The 14,342-nt window shown below is 65.3% G+C and carries 17 protein-coding genes and 1 pseudogene; 3 read left to right on the top strand and 15 right to left on the bottom strand.

The genetic code is table 11. The features are described 5' to 3' along the window. From secD to surE, 5 genes are all read right to left on the bottom strand, one after another. Positions 1-1,656, bottom strand: coding sequence for a protein translocase subunit SecD (gene secD / locus PKE71_RS01580; protein WP_271185201.1), 1,656 nt, complete (start codon positions 1,654-1,656; stop codon positions 1-3). Between the two features lie 34 nt (positions 1,657-1,690). Next, on the bottom strand, positions 1,691-1,993 hold the full coding sequence (gene yajC, locus PKE71_RS01575; RefSeq protein ID WP_271185200.1) for a preprotein translocase subunit YajC: 303 nt from the start codon (positions 1,991-1,993) through the stop codon (positions 1,691-1,693). A gap of 136 nt (positions 1,994-2,129) precedes the next feature. After that, positions 2,130-3,053 (bottom strand): M23 family metallopeptidase, encoded by a 924-nt coding sequence (locus tag PKE71_RS01570; protein ID WP_271185199.1) that lies wholly within the window; start codon positions 3,051-3,053, stop codon positions 2,130-2,132. A gap of 196 nt (positions 3,054-3,249) precedes the next feature. Beyond that, complete coding sequence (locus PKE71_RS01565) at positions 3,250-3,891, bottom strand: protein-L-isoaspartate(D-aspartate) O-methyltransferase (RefSeq protein WP_271185198.1); 642 nt, start codon at positions 3,889-3,891, stop codon at positions 3,250-3,252. Positions 3,892-3,932: 41 nt separating this feature from the next. Further along, positions 3,933-4,727 (bottom strand): 5'/3'-nucleotidase SurE, encoded by a 795-nt coding sequence (gene surE / locus PKE71_RS01560; RefSeq protein ID WP_271185197.1) that lies wholly within the window; start codon positions 4,725-4,727, stop codon positions 3,933-3,935. Between the two features lie 158 nt (positions 4,728-4,885). On the opposite strand from surE, the gene PKE71_RS01555 reads away from it, so the two are divergent. Both PKE71_RS01555 and PKE71_RS17610 read left to right on the top strand, forming a co-directional pair. Beyond that, positions 4,886-5,113, top strand: a complete 228-nt coding sequence (locus PKE71_RS01555) for a hypothetical protein (RefSeq protein WP_271185196.1) — start codon at positions 4,886-4,888, stop codon at positions 5,111-5,113. Then, positions 5,110-5,488: pseudogene (locus PKE71_RS17610) on the top strand (type II toxin-antitoxin system death-on-curing family toxin). Before PKE71_RS01555 ends, PKE71_RS17610 begins: the two are co-directional and overlap by 4 nt. Here PKE71_RS17610 and serS read toward each other — a convergent pair. The 9 genes from serS to PKE71_RS01510 form a co-directional block, all read right to left on the bottom strand. Then, positions 5,485-6,762, bottom strand: a complete 1,278-nt coding sequence (gene serS / locus PKE71_RS01550) for a serine--tRNA ligase (protein ID WP_271185195.1) — start codon at positions 6,760-6,762, stop codon at positions 5,485-5,487. The pseudogene PKE71_RS17610 and the gene serS sit on opposite strands and share 4 nt — an antisense overlap. A 69-nt stretch (positions 6,763-6,831) precedes the next feature. Then, positions 6,832-7,650: a twin-arginine translocase subunit TatC gene (tatC, locus tag PKE71_RS01545; RefSeq protein WP_271185194.1), complete on the bottom strand. Its 819-nt coding sequence runs from the start codon at positions 7,648-7,650 to the stop codon at positions 6,832-6,834. A 5-nt stretch (positions 7,651-7,655) separates the two neighbouring features. After that, positions 7,656-8,015: a Sec-independent protein translocase protein TatB gene (gene tatB, locus PKE71_RS01540; RefSeq protein WP_271185193.1), complete on the bottom strand. Its 360-nt coding sequence runs from the start codon at positions 8,013-8,015 to the stop codon at positions 7,656-7,658. A gap of 3 nt (positions 8,016-8,018) precedes the next feature. Continuing rightward, a complete protein-coding gene (locus PKE71_RS01535) occupies positions 8,019-8,234 on the bottom strand; it encodes a twin-arginine translocase TatA/TatE family subunit (protein WP_271185192.1) in 216 nt (71 codons plus the stop codon). A gap of 67 nt (positions 8,235-8,301) precedes the next feature. Then, complete coding sequence (gene scpB, locus PKE71_RS01530) at positions 8,302-9,108, bottom strand: SMC-Scp complex subunit ScpB (RefSeq protein WP_271185191.1); 807 nt, start codon at positions 9,106-9,108, stop codon at positions 8,302-8,304. Next, entirely contained in the window at positions 9,101-9,910 is an 810-nt protein-coding gene (locus PKE71_RS01525; protein WP_271185190.1) for a segregation and condensation protein A, read from the bottom strand. Before PKE71_RS01525 ends, scpB begins: the two co-directional genes overlap by 8 nt. Before the next feature lie 28 nt (positions 9,911-9,938). Further along, positions 9,939-10,958: a beta-N-acetylhexosaminidase gene (nagZ, locus tag PKE71_RS01520; protein ID WP_271185189.1), complete on the bottom strand. Its 1,020-nt coding sequence runs from the start codon at positions 10,956-10,958 to the stop codon at positions 9,939-9,941. Then, entirely contained in the window at positions 10,955-11,809 is an 855-nt protein-coding gene (locus tag PKE71_RS01515; protein WP_271185188.1) for an SPOR domain-containing protein, read from the bottom strand. Before PKE71_RS01515 ends, nagZ begins: the two co-directional genes overlap by 4 nt. Before the next feature lie 126 nt (positions 11,810-11,935). After that, positions 11,936-13,141, bottom strand: a complete 1,206-nt coding sequence (locus tag PKE71_RS01510) for a deoxyguanosinetriphosphate triphosphohydrolase (protein ID WP_271185187.1) — start codon at positions 13,139-13,141, stop codon at positions 11,936-11,938. Positions 13,142-13,206: 65 nt separating this feature from the next. On the opposite strand from PKE71_RS01510, the gene erpA reads away from it, so the two are divergent. Further along, positions 13,207-13,536, top strand: coding sequence for an iron-sulfur cluster insertion protein ErpA (gene erpA, locus PKE71_RS01505; RefSeq protein WP_271185186.1), 330 nt, complete (start codon positions 13,207-13,209; stop codon positions 13,534-13,536). A gap of 176 nt (positions 13,537-13,712) precedes the next feature. Here the strand turns inward: erpA and PKE71_RS01500 are convergent, their stop codons facing one another. Further along, complete coding sequence (locus PKE71_RS01500; protein WP_271185185.1) at positions 13,713-14,336, bottom strand: winged helix-turn-helix transcriptional regulator; 624 nt, start codon at positions 14,334-14,336, stop codon at positions 13,713-13,715. Positions 14,337-14,342 lie beyond the last annotated feature (6 nt).

Raw genomic sequence — 14,342 nt, 5'->3', positions numbered from 1 at the left:
TTACAGCGGCAGCGACTTGGGCTTGAATGCCCGAAGCCAGAGAACCGCCAGCAGGCGGGAGAACACGAAGGCGGTGAAGACCGAGGTCACGATGCCGACGCCGAGCGTCACGGCGAAGCCGCGCACCGGACCGGCACCGAGCATGAACAGCACGGCCGCCGCAATGAAGGTGGTGATGTTGGCGTCGAGGATCGCGGCCAGGGCCCGCTCATAGCCGGCCTGGATGGCATTGGCCGGTGTCCGCCCGTGCCGGCTCTCCTCGCGTATGCGCTCGAAGATCAGCACGTTGGCGTCGACCGCCATACCGATGGTCAGGATGATACCCGCGATACCCGGCAAGGTGAGCGTCATGCCCAGCCCGGACAGACCGCCCAGGATCAGCACCACATTGACCAGCAGGGCGAGCGTCGAGAAGACGCCGAAAATGCCGTAGGCCGCCAGCATGAAGACGATCACCGCCGCAAAGCCGATGATGATCGCCAGCGTGCCGCTCTCGATCTGGTCACGGCCCAGGCTGGCGCTGACGGTACGCTGCTCCACAGGCGTCAGCGTGGCCGGCAGGGCACCGGCATTGAGCAGGATGACCAGCTGCGACGCCGTCTCGTAGGTATAGCCGCCGCCGATGACACCGGAGCCGCCGAGGATCGGTTCGTTGATCCGCGGTGCCGTGATGATCTCGTCATCGAGCACGATCGCGAACTGGCGGCCGCGATTATTGCGGGTCACATCACCGAAGATCAGCGCGCCCTGCGTATCCAGCCGGAAACCGACCACCGGACCGACATAGCTGGGATGCTGCGTCACATTCGACTGCGTGAGGTTCTCACCGGTCAGCAATTGCCGCGTCTCGACCGCGAGATACTGCACCGGCTGGGTGTTGGCGACCGGATAGATCGTCCGTCCCGGCGGCGTACGCGCCTGGCCGTTCGGTCCCGGATTGATGGTGTTGTCGACGAGGTGGAAGCTCAGCGCGGCCTGCGTGCCGACCAGGTCGATGATTTCCTGCGGATCGTCGGCACCGGGCACCTGCACCATGACGCGGTCAGCGCCGGAGCGGGCGATCGTCGGATCGGTCGTGCCCAGACCGTCGAGACGGCGGCGGATCACCGTGATCGACTGGCTCAACGTGCGCTGGCGGATCGCGGTGAACTGCTCGTCCGTCACGGAGATGCGGATCGCACTGGGATCCTCGCCGTCGCGCTGCATGTCATACATCTGCGCCAGGCCGGGCTGACCCAGCTCGGTGGTCACCGGGCCGTTCAGCTCGCGCAGACGCTCGAACGCCTCGTCACGCTGTTCCTCGCGGATCATCAGCACGACGACTTCCTCGCCCACCACCGCGACAGAGCGCGGCAGGAGCGGCGGGTCGTTGCGCAGCGTCTGGCGGACATCGGCTGCCAGGCTTTCCAGCTGGGCCGTGCGCACCTCGTTCATGTCGACTTCGAAGACGATGTAGGAACCGCCCTGAAGGTCGAGACCGAGATTGATGGTGCTGCTGGGGATGTAGCGCCAGATCCCGCGCGGTTCGCGACTGCCGTCCGCCTCGTTGATCTGGTAGCGCACCGTTTCGGGCACCAGGTTCGGCAGGGTGTAAAGCGCCCCGGCCAGAACCACGAGAAAGATGGTGAGGAGTTTCCAGCGCCCGAAGTGCAGCATGACGCGCGGCCTTTTCAGCTAGACGGTCTGAAGATCAGTCGGACTTGGCGTCGTTGGCCGGCTTGGGCTCGGGACGTCCGCGCACCGTGGCGATCGTCTGGCGAACCACACGCACCTTCACGCCTTCGGACAGCTCGATCGTGACTTCCTCGTCGGCGACCTTGGCGATCTTGCCGATCAGGCCGCCCTGGGTAATGACCTCGTCACCACGCTTGAGGCCTTCCACCATTTCCCGGTGCTCCTTGGCGCGCTTTTGCTGCGGGCGGATGAGAAGGAAATAGAACACCAGGCCCATGAGGATGAGCATGGGGATCGGAGAGGCGAGAAAGGCTTCCATGATAACGCAAAGACCCCGGATGGCTGGGCGACGGGGACCGGCTGGGCCGCCCGCGCCAGGAAAAGATTAGCGCGGGACTATATCGGTGCAGGGCTGTGTTGCAACAAGGCCTGACTGTAACCGGCGTGTCCGGCGGTCATCGCAGGTAGTTCATCGGGTCCACGGGATTGACGCCGTTGCGGATCTCGAAATGCACCTGCGGCCTGTCGACCGAGCCGGTCGAACCGGCTTCGGCGATCACCTGCCCCTGGCTGACCTGGTCGCCTTCGCTGACCAGAAGCCGGGAATTATGGGCGTAGGCTGTGACAAAACCGCCCGTATGACGCACCAGGACGAGCTGACCATAGCCGGCCAGCTCACTGCCGGCATAGACGACCTGGCCTGCGGCCGCCGCACGGACGCTTTCACCGGCACGCGCCGCGATATTGATACCGTCATTGCGGCCGCCATCGGGCTTGTTGCCGAAGCTGGAAAGGACCGATCCGCGCACCGGCCAGTCGAAACGGGGCGTGCCGGACGAGGCCGGCGGACGGCGCTGCTCGGGCGGCGGCGAAGACGCGGTCGAGCGCGAACCGGCGGACGGGTCGCGGCTGGCCAGATTGACCACCGTCGCCCCCTGCGGCAGCCGGATCTGCTGGCCGACCTCCAGATTGTACGGCGCCGAAATACTGTTGTGGGCAGCCAGCTGCTGGAACGGAATGCCGTAACGCAGGCCGATGCGGTAAAGGTTTTCGCCACGTTGCACGACATGCATCAGCGGCCGCGGCATCGACAGGACCTGCCCGACATTCAGCGTGTAGGGCCGGTAGAGACTGTTGGCCGCCGCCAGCTCTTCCATCGGAACGCTGCACATCACGGCAATCTCGGACAGCGTGTCACCACGCTGCACCGTGTAAGCGCTGCCGCAATCGCGCGGTGTCACCCGTGCCGGCGGCGTGGGGCGCGAGCCCGCATTGGGATAGCGATTCTCGACACGTGCCGGCTCGCGCGGCGTCGTTGCGCAGGCGGCAAGCCCCGCGCACAGGGCCGCAATCAGGCAAGTCATTGTCGAAAGACGCATCGCGAGAATCCAGCTCCTGAAGCGAACCGCCGCCATCAATCCATGACAACGCTTAACCGCCAGTTATCCAAGGCTTCGGTTCAACCCCTGACGGCAACTATTATGGACGCCCCGTCGCGAGCGTCCAGACCTGCCCGACAATGCGGCGTAAAATGGGGCGAAAAAACGGGCACGACTGTGATCCGGCCGCCACCGCTCAAAGCGCCCTCGCCTCGCCCTTCACCAGCGGCACGAAACGCACATCCATCAGGTCCGTTTCGACGATGTTGTCGCCTTCGCGCACATAGCGCACCAGCACCTGTTTGATGTCGCGGTCGACCGGCGCCACGGCGATACCGCCATCCTTGAGCTGTTCGAGAATCGCGTCCGGGCGCTGCGGCGCGGATGCCGTCAGGATGATCCGGTCGAAAGGAGCCTGCTCCGGCCATCCCTGGGTACCGTCACCGATCCGGGTCACGATATTGGTCAGCCGCAACGCCTCGAAACGGGCCTCGGCCTCGCGTGACAGCGTGCGGTAGCGCTCGACCGTGTAGACCCGCCGCGCCAGCCGGGCGAGCACGGCAGCCTGGTAGCCCGACCCTGTGCCGATCTCCAGCACCTTGCAGCGGTCATCCAGCTTCAGCGCCTGGGTCATCAGGGCGACGATCAGCGGCTGGGAGATGGTCTGGCCGCAATCGATCGGCAGTGCCCGGTCGTCATAGGCCTGGTCGCCGAAACGGTCGGGCACGAAGAGGTGGCGGGGCGTGCGCTCGAGCGCGCCCATCACCTTCGCGTCGGTCACACCACCGCCGCGCAGGCTCATGACCAGCTGGATCATGCGCGGATCGGGCAGGTTCATCGGATCGTCCCTTCGATGCCGTGCGGTTGCGCGCGAGCGGCTCAGCTCTTTGGCGGCACCCCGCCGAGCATCCGCTTCAGATTGCCCAGAGTTTCGCCGTGCGTGAGGTCCATGTGAAGGGGGGTGACGGAAATCTTGCCGTCATAGACTGCCTTCAGGTCCACCCCTTCCGGGGGATTGGACAGGATGCCCTTGAAGGCAAGCCAGTAGTAATCCATGCCGCGCGGATCGGTGCGGTGTTCGGCATGCAGGATGTGCTGGTCGCGGCGGCCCTGGCGCGTCACCTCGACCTCGGTCACATCCTCCGGCTTGCGGTCCGGGAAATTGATATTGATCAGCACGTCCTCGGGCCATTTCAGGTCGAACAGGCGGCGCAGGATCGGCGCACCGTAGAGTTCGGCCGTCTCCCATTCGATCGGATCGCCCTTCTTGAAGCCATAGGCCTGCGACAGCGCGACCGAGGGTATCCCCAGCTGCATGCCCTGCATCGCACCGGCGACCGTGCCGGAGAAGGTCACGTCCTCGGCGATGTTCTGGCCGCGATTGACGCCGGACAGGACAAGGTCCGGCTTCTTGCCCGGGATGATGTCCTGAACGCCCATCAGCACGCAATCCGTCGGTGTGCCGGACACAGAAAAGCGCCGCTCGTCGTACTGACGGACACGCAGCGGCGAATGCAGGGTCAGCGAACGCCCGGCGCCGGACTGTTCCTCGGCCGGCGCCACAATCCACACATCGTCCGACAGGTCCCGCGCGATCTTCTCCAGCACCTTCAGCCCGTGGGCCCGGATGCCGTCATCATTGGTGAGCAGAATACGCGGATTGTCGGGGATCATGGGCTGGGCGTCCTTCGGCTTTCTTTCGGTCGCTTCTAGGGGGTTCCCGGCAAGGCGGCAATCAATGCATCAGTTCCGCGATCACATTCCCGCCAGACGGAACGTTTCACGAACGCATATTTCGTGATATCTCAAGTAGAGATATTCAGGAGTCGATCATGAGCCAGCCCCGCGAACATTTTTCCGCCGATTTGGACGCCAGTCTTCTGGCTGAACTGAAAACGCTGGCGGAAGCAGAGGGCCGAGAGTTGCGCGTGCTCATCGACGAAGCGATCGCCGGGCTACTTAAAGCCAAGAAGGCGTCCAATGTTCGTGATCATGTGATGGCCACCTACAAAGCAACCCATGATGAATATGCCGACGTGTACAAGAAGCTGGCCGAATGAGCTTCGACTACCTGACCCTCGATGAGGTTCTTGCGATCCATGCCGATCAGATCGAAACTTACGGCGGATCACACGGTGTTCGGGATTGGGGTCAGCTAGAGTCGGCCCTCGCTCGTCCCAGGACCGTTACTATCCCGACCTCATCGCCGAGGCAGCGGCACTCTGGGAAAGTCTGGCACAAAATCACCCATTCGTTGACGGCAACAAGCGCACCAGTTTCGCCTGCACGACTACTTTCCTGCGTATCAATGGAGCCAGCTTCGCTCCCGGCAAGCAGGACGTCATCGACTTCATCCTCGGCCTCTATACGACACCGGGGAGTTCCGCTTCGAGAAGCTCGAGCCCTGGCTGCGGGCGAATAGTGCCGGACGCTAGGCGCCCAGCACTTCCACACCGCCCATGTACGGACGCAACACGTCCGGCACGGTGATCGATCCGTCGGCGTTCTGATAGTTCTCCATCACGGCCAGCAGGGCACGGCCCGTCGCCACGCCGGAGCCGTTCAGCGTGTGCAGGAAGAGCGGACGCTTTTCGCCCTCCTTGCGGAAGCGGGCATTCATGCGCCGCGCCTGGAAGTCACCGCAGTTCGAACAGGACGAGATCTCGCGATAGCTCTTCTGGCTCGGCACCCAGACTTCCAGGTCATAGGTGCGCTTGGCCGAGAAACCCATATCGCCCGAACACAGCAGCATCACCCGGTAGGGCAGCCCCAGCAGCTGCAACACTTTCTCGGCACAGCCGGTCATGCGTTCCAGCTCGGCCGCGCTTTCGTCGGGCGACGTGATGGCCACCATTTCCACCTTGTGGAACTGGTGCATGCGGATCATGCCGCGCGTGTCGCGGCCGGCCGAACCGGCCTCGGCCCTGAAGCACGGCGTGTGCGCCGTCATGCGCATCGGCAGCGCACTTTCCGGATGGATCGCCTCGCGCGCCAGATTGGTCAGCGGCACTTCCGCCGTCGGGATCAGCCAGCGATGGTCGGTCGTGCGGAAGAGGTCGTCGGCGAATTTGGGCAATTGCCCGGTGCCGAACATCGCCTCATCACGCACCATGTAGGGCGGCGAGACTTCCAGATAGCCATGCTCGGACGTGTGCAGGTCGAGCATGAATTGCGCGAGTGCGCGCTCGAGACGCGCCAGCGGCCCCTTGAGCGCCACGAACCGCGCGCCCGACAGGGCGGCCGCGCCCTCGAAATCCATCTGGCCCAGCCCCTCGCCCAGATCGACGTGATCCTTCGGCTCGAAATCGAATGCGCGCGGATCGCCCCAGCGGCGCTGTTCGACATTGCCGGCCTCGTCCTCGCCGGCGGGCACGCCCTCTTCGGGCAGATTGGGCAGAGCAGCGAGATGCTGGCTCAGCGTCTCGTCGAAATGCCGCGCCTGCTGACCGGCCTCTTCCAGCACGGTCTTCAGGCGGTCGACTTCGGTGCGCAGACGGTTGAACGCGTCCTCATCGCCCGAGGCCTTTGCCTTGCCGATCTGCTTGGACAGCGCATTGCGCTCGGTCTCCGCCTCCTGCTGCCTGGTCAGGGCCTCGCGGCGCTGTGTGTCCAGGGCGATCAGCTGGGAGGATTGCGGTTCCAGGCCGCGCAGGGCGAGGCCCTGGTCGAAAGCTTCGGGATTGTCGCGAACGAGCTTGATATCGTGCATGGCTGGAACCGTTGTCTGGAACAGGTGAAAACGCGGCTATAGCCGCGCCCGGGCGCGGCGTAAACCGGATCAGGAGGCAGAGGCGTCTTCGTCTTCGTCGCGCTCTTTCGGCTCCATCAGGTGCATGGCCCCGATCGACACGAAATAGAGCAGCAGGAGCGCACCGCCGAGCATGATCTGGCTGATCGGATCCGGCGGCGTCGCAAAGGCGGCGAACAGGGCGATACCGACCACCGCAAAGCGCCAGCCCTTCAACAGGGTCTGCGCACGCAGGATGCCCGCCTTGGCCAGCAGCATCAGGAAGACCGGCATCTGGAAGGAGATCCCGAACACCAGCATCAGCGTGGTGATCAGATTCATGTAGTCGGACACGTTCAGCAGCAGCTCGATCCGTGTCCCCGCGAGTTCCGGCACCTGTTCCTGCCCCAGCGAGAACCGCATCACCATGGGCAGGACGAAATAATAGACAAAGGCCACGCCGAGGCCGAACAGGATCGGGGAAAGCGCCAGGAAAGGCGCGAAGGCGCCGCGCTCATTCTTGTAGAGGCCCGGTGCCACGAAGCCGTAGACCTGCCAGGCGATGACCGGGAAGATGACGATGATCGCGCCGACCAGGGACAGTTTCAGGCGCACGAAGAAGAATTCCAGCGGCGCGAAGAAGTTCGCCGTCAGGTTCAGCTCTTCCACCGGCACACCCCGCACGGCCGCGGCGGCGTCGCGGTAGGGGATGAGCAGCAGCTGGTAGAGCTGGCTGGAGAAGATGAAACAGGTAATGAAACCGACGGTCAGGCAGGCGATGATGATGATCAGCCGCGAGCGCAGTTCGATCAGGTGGTCGATCAGCGGCGCCCGGCTCGCCTCGACTTCATCGTCCTCGACATGACCCATGGCGGCTAACCGTCACCCCGTTCCGGCAGGCTGGCCGGCTTTTCCGGCTGAGCCGCGGCGATCTTTTGCTGGCGCACCTCGTCATCGCCGAAGCGTGCTTCATAGGCGACCTTGTCGACCTCGCCGCGGATTTCCTCGACCGGGTTGGACTTTTTCAGGGCCTCGATTTCCTTGCGCAGCTCCGCGAGCTCGGTCTCGCGGCCGATTTCCTCGAAGGAGTTCTGGAAATCCTTTGCCATGGCACGCATCTGGGCCATCATCTGCCCCACCTTGCGCATCATGACGGGCAGCTGTTGCGGCCCGACGACAACAAGCGCCAGCACCAGAACCACCAACAGTTCCGGCATGCCGATGCCGGGGCTCATCGCCTAGCTCCCGGTCTTTTCGTCGTCGCGGGTTTCGCTGCCGAGCGCGGACGCCTCGTTCGAGGCCGACTGGCTGTCGTCCTCGTCCTTGAGGCCCTTGCGGAAACTTGTGATACCCTTGGCGAAATCACCCATCACGGAAGCGATCTTGCCGCGCCCGCCGAACAGCAGCACGGCGAGCAGGACGACCAGCAGGATTTGCCACATACCCGGAGCCATATGCCCCTCCGACTTGAAGAACTCGTTCTGATCTACTGCGTTTGCCGCGCTGCGTCCAATCCCGGCCTCAGGCCGCGCCGTCCGGATCCTCGTCACTTTCCATGAAGTCGACATGGAAGGCGTGAATTTCCTCGTCGTCCAGCGGATCCTCGATCAGTTCGGGTTGTTCGACGCGTGAGGGATCGGGCACGGTGAAATCGGGCGGAAGGCGGGCATCGAGCAGGCCGGCGGCCTTCAGGTCGGCCATGCCGGGCAGGTCGCCGATCGTCGACAGCGAGAAGTATTCAAGAAACTGCGAGGTGGTGCCATAGGTGATCGGGCGGCCCGGCGTGCGTCTGCGGCCGCGCGGCCGGATCCAGCGCAGTTCGAACAGGAGATCCAGCGTGCCCTTGGACACGGCAACACCGCGGATTTCCTCGATCTCGGCCCGCGTCACCGGCTGGTGGTAGGCGATGATGGACAGTGTCTCCAGCGCCGCCTGGGACAGCTTGCGCGGCTCCTGGCGGACTTCGGTGAGCACATCGGCAAGGTCGGGTGCCGTTTCGAAACGCCAGCGCCCGCCGACTTCCGTCAGGCGCACACCGCGTTCCTCATACTCGGCAGCCAGCGTTGCCAGCAATACCTGGATATTCGCCTCCAGCGGCAGACGCCCGATCAGGGTCTCCTCGTCCAGCGGCTCGTTGGCGGCAAACAGAAGGGCTTCGAGAATGCGCAGGTTCTGGCGCTCGGTATTCACGGCCAGATGCACGCCCAGCGCCTTGGAGGCCTCGTCATCGGCCAGCACTGACGGCCCCTGCCGGTCCGCGCGCTCGCGCAGCGCCGCGATCGCATCGGAAATCGCGTCGCCGGTCTTGCCGTCTTCGTCGTCAGTCATGCTCTGCGTTGTCCCCGGCCGCCCGAACGTAGAGCGGGGCATAGGCCTCGCGCTGACGCAATCGTGCATGGCCTTCCTTGGTGATTTCAAGGGCGGCCAGCATCGAACTGGCCCGCACGGAGCGCAGAGGCGGTGGATTGGCGCCCAATTCCCCCATGTCCGGCAACAAGGTATCCAGATCGCGCCAGTCGCGGATTTCCGGCATCAGCTTGTCCAGCCGCTGGCGGGCCGCATCGAGCTGGTAGACTCGCGGCGATGGCGGCCGGTAAGACGAGCGCGCCTGCCGGATCCGGCGGCGCGAATAGGCCGACAGGAGGTCGTGCAGGTCGGCTTCGTAGATCACCGAGCGGGTTGAGCGCACACCATCGGGCTGGCCGCCGGGATGCACATCCGTGTGCAAAAGCGGCTGGGCGAACAGGGCCTCACCGGCGGCGCGCATGGCTTCCAGGCGCCGCAGGCGGAAAGCCAGCGCCGCGGCCATCACCTCGGCCGGTGCCTCGTCCTCATCCTTCTTCGGCTTGGGCAGCAGCATTTTCGACTTCAGGAAGGCCAGCCAAGCCGCCATCACCAGATAGTCGGCTGCCAGGTCGAGCCGGCGGCGGCGCGCCGCTTCCATGAATTGCAGATACTGCTCGGCCAGTTCCAGGATCGAGATGCGGGCCAGATCGACCTTGCGCTTGCGGGCCAGAGCCAGAAGGAGGTGGAGCGGGCCTTCGAAACCGTCCAGATCGACGATCAGGGCGTCGGCTTCCGCCTCTTCGGCGGCTTCAAACCGGACGTCCTCCTCGAATTCCTCGATCAAGTTTCGCTCCGACACGTAAGCCGCCCCGCTAGCCTGTGACAGGTTCAAGCAAGGCATTCAGCCGCGATTCGGCGTCCTGCGGGTCGAATTCTTCGATCGTCCCGCGCGCCGCAGCGGCAGCATCGGCCCGTTCCAGGCGCTTGCCGTCCAGCCGCGCGGCCCCTTCGGCGACAGCCTTCATCTCCGCCATGTCGCCATTGCAGTGGAGCAGCATATCACATCCGGCCTTCAAGGACCGCTCGCCACGCTCGCGGAACGTCCCCTCCAGCGCCTTCATCGACAGATCGTCGGTCATCAGGAGACCGTCGAAACCGATCTCGCCGCGGATCACCTTTTCAACGACTTCGCGCGACTGGGTCGCCGGGGCGCTGTCATCGATATCGGCGTAGACGATGTGGGCCGTCATCGCCATCGGCGCATCGTTCAGGGCCTTGAAGGGCGCAAAATCGGTCTCGGACAGCAGGCCGTGCTCTTCCGGCACGACCGGCAATTCCAGATGGCTGTCGGCCTTCGCCCGGCCGTGACCGGGAATGTGCTTGATGATGGGGGCAACACCGCCCGCCATCAGCCCTTCCATCGCGGCGCGGCCGAGATGGGCAATGGGTTCCGGCGTCGTCCCGAAGGCGCGATCGCCGATGATCGCGTCAGCGCCTTCGATCCGCAGATCGGCGACCGGGGCACAGTCGACATCGATCCCGACGGCGCGCAGCTCGTGCGCGAGCAGGCGATGATTGAGCCGCGTCGCCTCGATCGCCGCTTCCTCGTCCTTCAGATAGAGATCGGCAAAACGCTGTGCTGCCGGTGCAGCCCGCCAGGTCGGTGGCTTGAGGCGTGCCACGCGCCCGCCTTCCTGGTCGATCAGGATCGGTACATCCCGGCCCACACAGTCGCGCAGCTCCAGCGTCAGCCGGGAGAGCTGACGCACGCCTTCGACATTGCGGGCAAACAGGATGAAGCCCCAGGGATCGGCATCGCGGAAGAAGGCTTTTTCCTCCGGATCGAGCGTCAGGCCGGCCAGGCCATAGATCGCCGAGGACACGCCGCTCATCGGCGCGCCACCAGGCAGTCCTGACCGCGGCCCTGCAGGGTCGAGCAGAAGGCGACCGCGTCATCGCGTGTCTCGAACGCCGCGATGCGCAGGCGGTGATAGGTGCCGCGATTGGGAATCTCGACCTGCACCACATCCGGCGCCAGGCCGGAGGCAATGTCGGAGAAGCGCGTGCGGAAGGCCACCCAGGCCGCTTCAGCGTCGGCTTCACTGCGGAAAGCGGCAATCTGAACCACCCAGTCGCCATTGCGGTTCACCGCCGGGGCCGTCTGGGCCGGCGCGGGATCGGGCCGGGTTTCCGCCGGGGCGGGGTCGGGTTCCGGATCCCGCGCAGCAGGCTCCGGCTCGCTCTGCGCCGGTGTTGTTTCCTGCGGCTCGGGATCGGGCTGTGTCTCGGCGGGACGATCGGGCGCCTGGCGCGGCGTGACGTCCGCGCCGGTCTCGTCGGCATCGACCGTCTCGACCCGCAGGGCCGGACGGCTGTCCTCGATCGGTTCTTCCGGCGCCGGGCGCAGGGAGACCGGACCGTCACCCTCGTCGCTGTCACCGGTCAGGCGGTCATAGACTTCCAGTTCGGTATCCGGCGTCTCCTCGCCGCCCGGATCGGCCGGACGTTCGCGATAGGGTTCCTCGTTCGGCACCAGGCGCGGCGCTCCATCGCGGCCGCTCTCGCGCAGGCCCTGATTATAGGCGCTCCAGACGACACCGAGGAACAGGATGAAGACCGCCAGCGCCGCCGTGAGCAGCAGCGGGCCGCGGCGCGCGTCTTCCTCGCGCGCATCGAAAGTGGAGAACTCGTCCGCTGGCGGGGCATAGGCGCCGATGCGGCTGTCATCATCCTTGTCGGTCATCGTGCTCTGGCGTCTCACAGCTCTTGCGGCAAGCGAATCGCTTCCCGCGCGAAAAACGATAGCACCGGATGGCGCCGCAATTCATGCGCCGGTGCAGCCCGGTGCGGCCGCATCCGGCAGCCTGGCTCAGAAATATCCCTGAACCGTGAACAGGCGGCGGTGTTCCTCGACGGCGAACCGGTCGGTCATGCCGGCGATGTAGTCGCAGACATGACGCGCCGACTCGGCCGTGCCGGCGCCCTGCATCCCCGCCTGGACATCGGTCGGCAAGACACCGGGATCGTTGAGATAAAGGTCGAACAGATCACGCATCACCCGGCCCGCCTGGCTCATCATCCGGTTCACCTTGTAGTGCCGGTACATGTGGGCAAAGAGATGGCGGCGCAGCGCGGCCAGGTGCAGCACCATCTCCTCGGAGAAGGCCACGACCGGCTGATCCAGCCGGCGCAGATCTTCCGCCGTCTCCGGCCGGGCCGCATCGAGCCGCCGGCGCGTCTCTTCCAGTACATCGCCGACCATCACCCCGATCAGGTCGCGCACCGCCTCGTGAATGACGATGGTGCGCGGCTGGCCCGGCCAGCGCTTTTCCACACGGCGGAAGATCTCGCCGACCAGCGGCAGTTCCAGCAAGGGCTCCAGCTGCAGCAGGCCCGAGCGCAGACCGTCATCGATATCGTGATTATTGTAGGCGATGTCGTCGGACAGTGCCGCGATCTGGGCTTCCAGGCCGGCATGCGTGTCGAGCTCCAGCTCGCGCCAGCCGTCATAGTCGGTGAAGGCCCAGGCCAGATCCCCTTCGCCCGAGGCCTCGGTGAGCAACGGCCCGTTATGCTTGACCACGCCTTCCAGCGTCTCCCAGGTCAGGTTAAGCCCCTCGAACTGCGGATAACGCACTTCCAGCTTGGTCACGACGCGCAGGGTCTGGGCGTTGTGGTCGAAGCCGCCATAATCCTTCATGCGCTGGGCCAGAACGCGCTCGCCCTCATGACCGAAGGGCGGATGGCCCAGATCGTGCGCCAGGGCCAGCGCTTCGGCCAGATCCTCGTCGGCCCCCAGCGTGCGCGCGAGGGTGCGGGCGATCTGGGCGACTTCCAGGGAGTGGGTCAGACGGGTGCGGTACTGATCGCCCTCATGGGCCACGAAAACCTGGGTCTTCTCCTTCAGGCGGCGGAATGCAGCCGAGTGGATGATCCGGTCGCGATCGCGCTGGAAGGCATTGCGCATGGCGCTGTCGGGCTGGTCAAACCGGCGGCCGCGGGATCGCGACGGGTGGCAGGCAAAGGGGGCTCGGCTTCGGTCGGTCGCCGCAATCGTCATATCGGGGCCTTTCATCGGCGCACTTGGCGGTCCATATACGGTATGACAGTGCGAAACTGAATGCCCCAACGGGTTTTACCATGACAGCCAATGTGACCCTCTCGGCCTCCGCGGCCAGACAGATCAACACCATCCTCGCCGGCCAGACGGCCGGAACGCTGCTGCGCGTGGGCGTGGAAGGCGGCGGCTGCTCCGGCTTCTCCTACACATTCGCCCTCGATGCCGATGTGCGCGAAGACGATCAGCTGATCGAGCGTGACGGCGCGAAAGTCGTGATCGACGAAGCCTCCCTGCCCTTCCTGGACGGTTCGGAGATCGACTATGTCGACGAGCTGATCGGCGCCGCCTTCAAGATCCACAATCCCAACGCCACCGCCGCCTGCGGCTGCGGGACGAGTTTCTCGATCTGATTGCGGCTTTTCTTCCCCACATCGTGGGGAAGTGGGCCGATGCGCAGCATCGGGTCGAAGGGGCGGCGCAAAGCGCCGGGGGCGTTCGAACCTCGCTCCTCCATTCCGCCGCGTACCGCGGCGGCCCCTCCCCCGCTTCGCGGGTCCCCCTCCCCATTCCATGGGGAGGAAAGACGCTACGCGCCCGGCTTCGGCGCCCTGTCCGGCAGCGGGAAGAGGCCCGGCAGGCGTTCCGCCAGCGCCCTGTCGCCCTCCACCTCGATCACGCCATCGGCTTCCAGCGCCGCCAGCGGCACACCGCCATAGATCAGGCCGGCCAGCGCCTCGCCGGGACCGGTGAGAACAAGATCGGGCGTTGCGCTCTGCCCCGGTCCGATCGTCAGCACGCCGTCCGCGATGCGGCAGGCCAGCCGCGTCACGCCGATCCGGAAGTCGATCGTGGCGGCCATATCTCCGGCCCGGTCGGCGCTGAACATCGTGCGCAGGGACAGCATGAAGGACGCGGCGCTGAATGACTGGGTCGCGTCGTGCCAGGGCGAACGCGCCGCCCAGCGGCCGAGCGCCTCGAAGATCGGTCCGCTCTGCGCGCCCCATTCTGTCAGCTCATAGACTTTCGACGCGGCCGGCGGTGGAAGCTCGGCCCGGCGCACAACTCCGGCGGCCTCGAGCCCTTCCAGGCGCTGCGTCAGCACATTCGCGCTGATACCCGGCAATGCGGCCCGGATGTCCGTGAAACGCCGGGGTCCGGTGTGCAGCTCGCGCACGACCAGCAGCGCCCAGCGCTCGCCCAGAATCTCCATGGCATG

Origin of the sequence: Maricaulis virginensis (assembly GCF_027922185.1) — a bacterium.
Taxonomy (GTDB): domain Bacteria; phylum Pseudomonadota; class Alphaproteobacteria; order Caulobacterales; family Maricaulaceae; genus Maricaulis; species Maricaulis virginensis.
The sequence above is the reverse complement of the archived record's forward strand: the minus strand, read 5'-3'. Positions and strand labels throughout refer to the sequence as shown.

Bases quoted from the DNA above. Each gene is read 5' to 3' on its own strand.
- secD (WP_271185201.1), bottom strand. From the start codon at position 1,656: ATGCTGCACTTCGGGCGCTGGAAACTCCTCACCATCTTTCTCGTGGTT.
- yajC (WP_271185200.1), bottom strand. From the start codon at position 1,993: ATGGAAGCCTTTCTCGCCTCTCCGATCCCCATGCTCATCCTCATGGGC.
- PKE71_RS01570 (WP_271185199.1), bottom strand. From the start codon at position 3,053: ATGCGTCTTTCGACAATGACTTGCCTGATTGCGGCCCTGTGCGCGGGG.
- PKE71_RS01565 (WP_271185198.1), bottom strand. From the start codon at position 3,891: ATGAACCTGCCCGATCCGCGCATGATCCAGCTGGTCATGAGCCTGCGC.
- surE (WP_271185197.1), bottom strand. From the start codon at position 4,727: ATGATCCCCGACAATCCGCGTATTCTGCTCACCAATGATGACGGCATC.
- PKE71_RS01555 (WP_271185196.1), top strand. From the start codon at position 4,886: ATGAGCCAGCCCCGCGAACATTTTTCCGCCGATTTGGACGCCAGTCTT.
- serS (WP_271185195.1), bottom strand. From the start codon at position 6,762: ATGCACGATATCAAGCTCGTTCGCGACAATCCCGAAGCTTTCGACCAG.
- tatC (WP_271185194.1), bottom strand. From the start codon at position 7,650: ATGGGTCATGTCGAGGACGATGAAGTCGAGGCGAGCCGGGCGCCGCTG.
- tatB (WP_271185193.1), bottom strand. From the start codon at position 8,015: ATGAGCCCCGGCATCGGCATGCCGGAACTGTTGGTGGTTCTGGTGCTG.
- PKE71_RS01535 (WP_271185192.1), bottom strand. From the start codon at position 8,234: ATGGCTCCGGGTATGTGGCAAATCCTGCTGGTCGTCCTGCTCGCCGTG.
- scpB (WP_271185191.1), bottom strand. From the start codon at position 9,108: ATGACTGACGACGAAGACGGCAAGACCGGCGACGCGATTTCCGATGCG.
- nagZ (WP_271185189.1), bottom strand. From the start codon at position 10,958: ATGAGCGGCGTGTCCTCGGCGATCTATGGCCTGGCCGGCCTGACGCTC.
- PKE71_RS01515 (WP_271185188.1), bottom strand. From the start codon at position 11,809: ATGACCGACAAGGATGATGACAGCCGCATCGGCGCCTATGCCCCGCCA.
- PKE71_RS01510 (WP_271185187.1), bottom strand. From the start codon at position 13,141: ATGAAAGGCCCCGATATGACGATTGCGGCGACCGACCGAAGCCGAGCC.
- erpA (WP_271185186.1), top strand. From the start codon at position 13,207: ATGACAGCCAATGTGACCCTCTCGGCCTCCGCGGCCAGACAGATCAAC.
- PKE71_RS01500 (WP_271185185.1), bottom strand. From the start codon at position 14,336: ATGGAGATTCTGGGCGAGCGCTGGGCGCTGCTGGTCGTGCGCGAGCTG.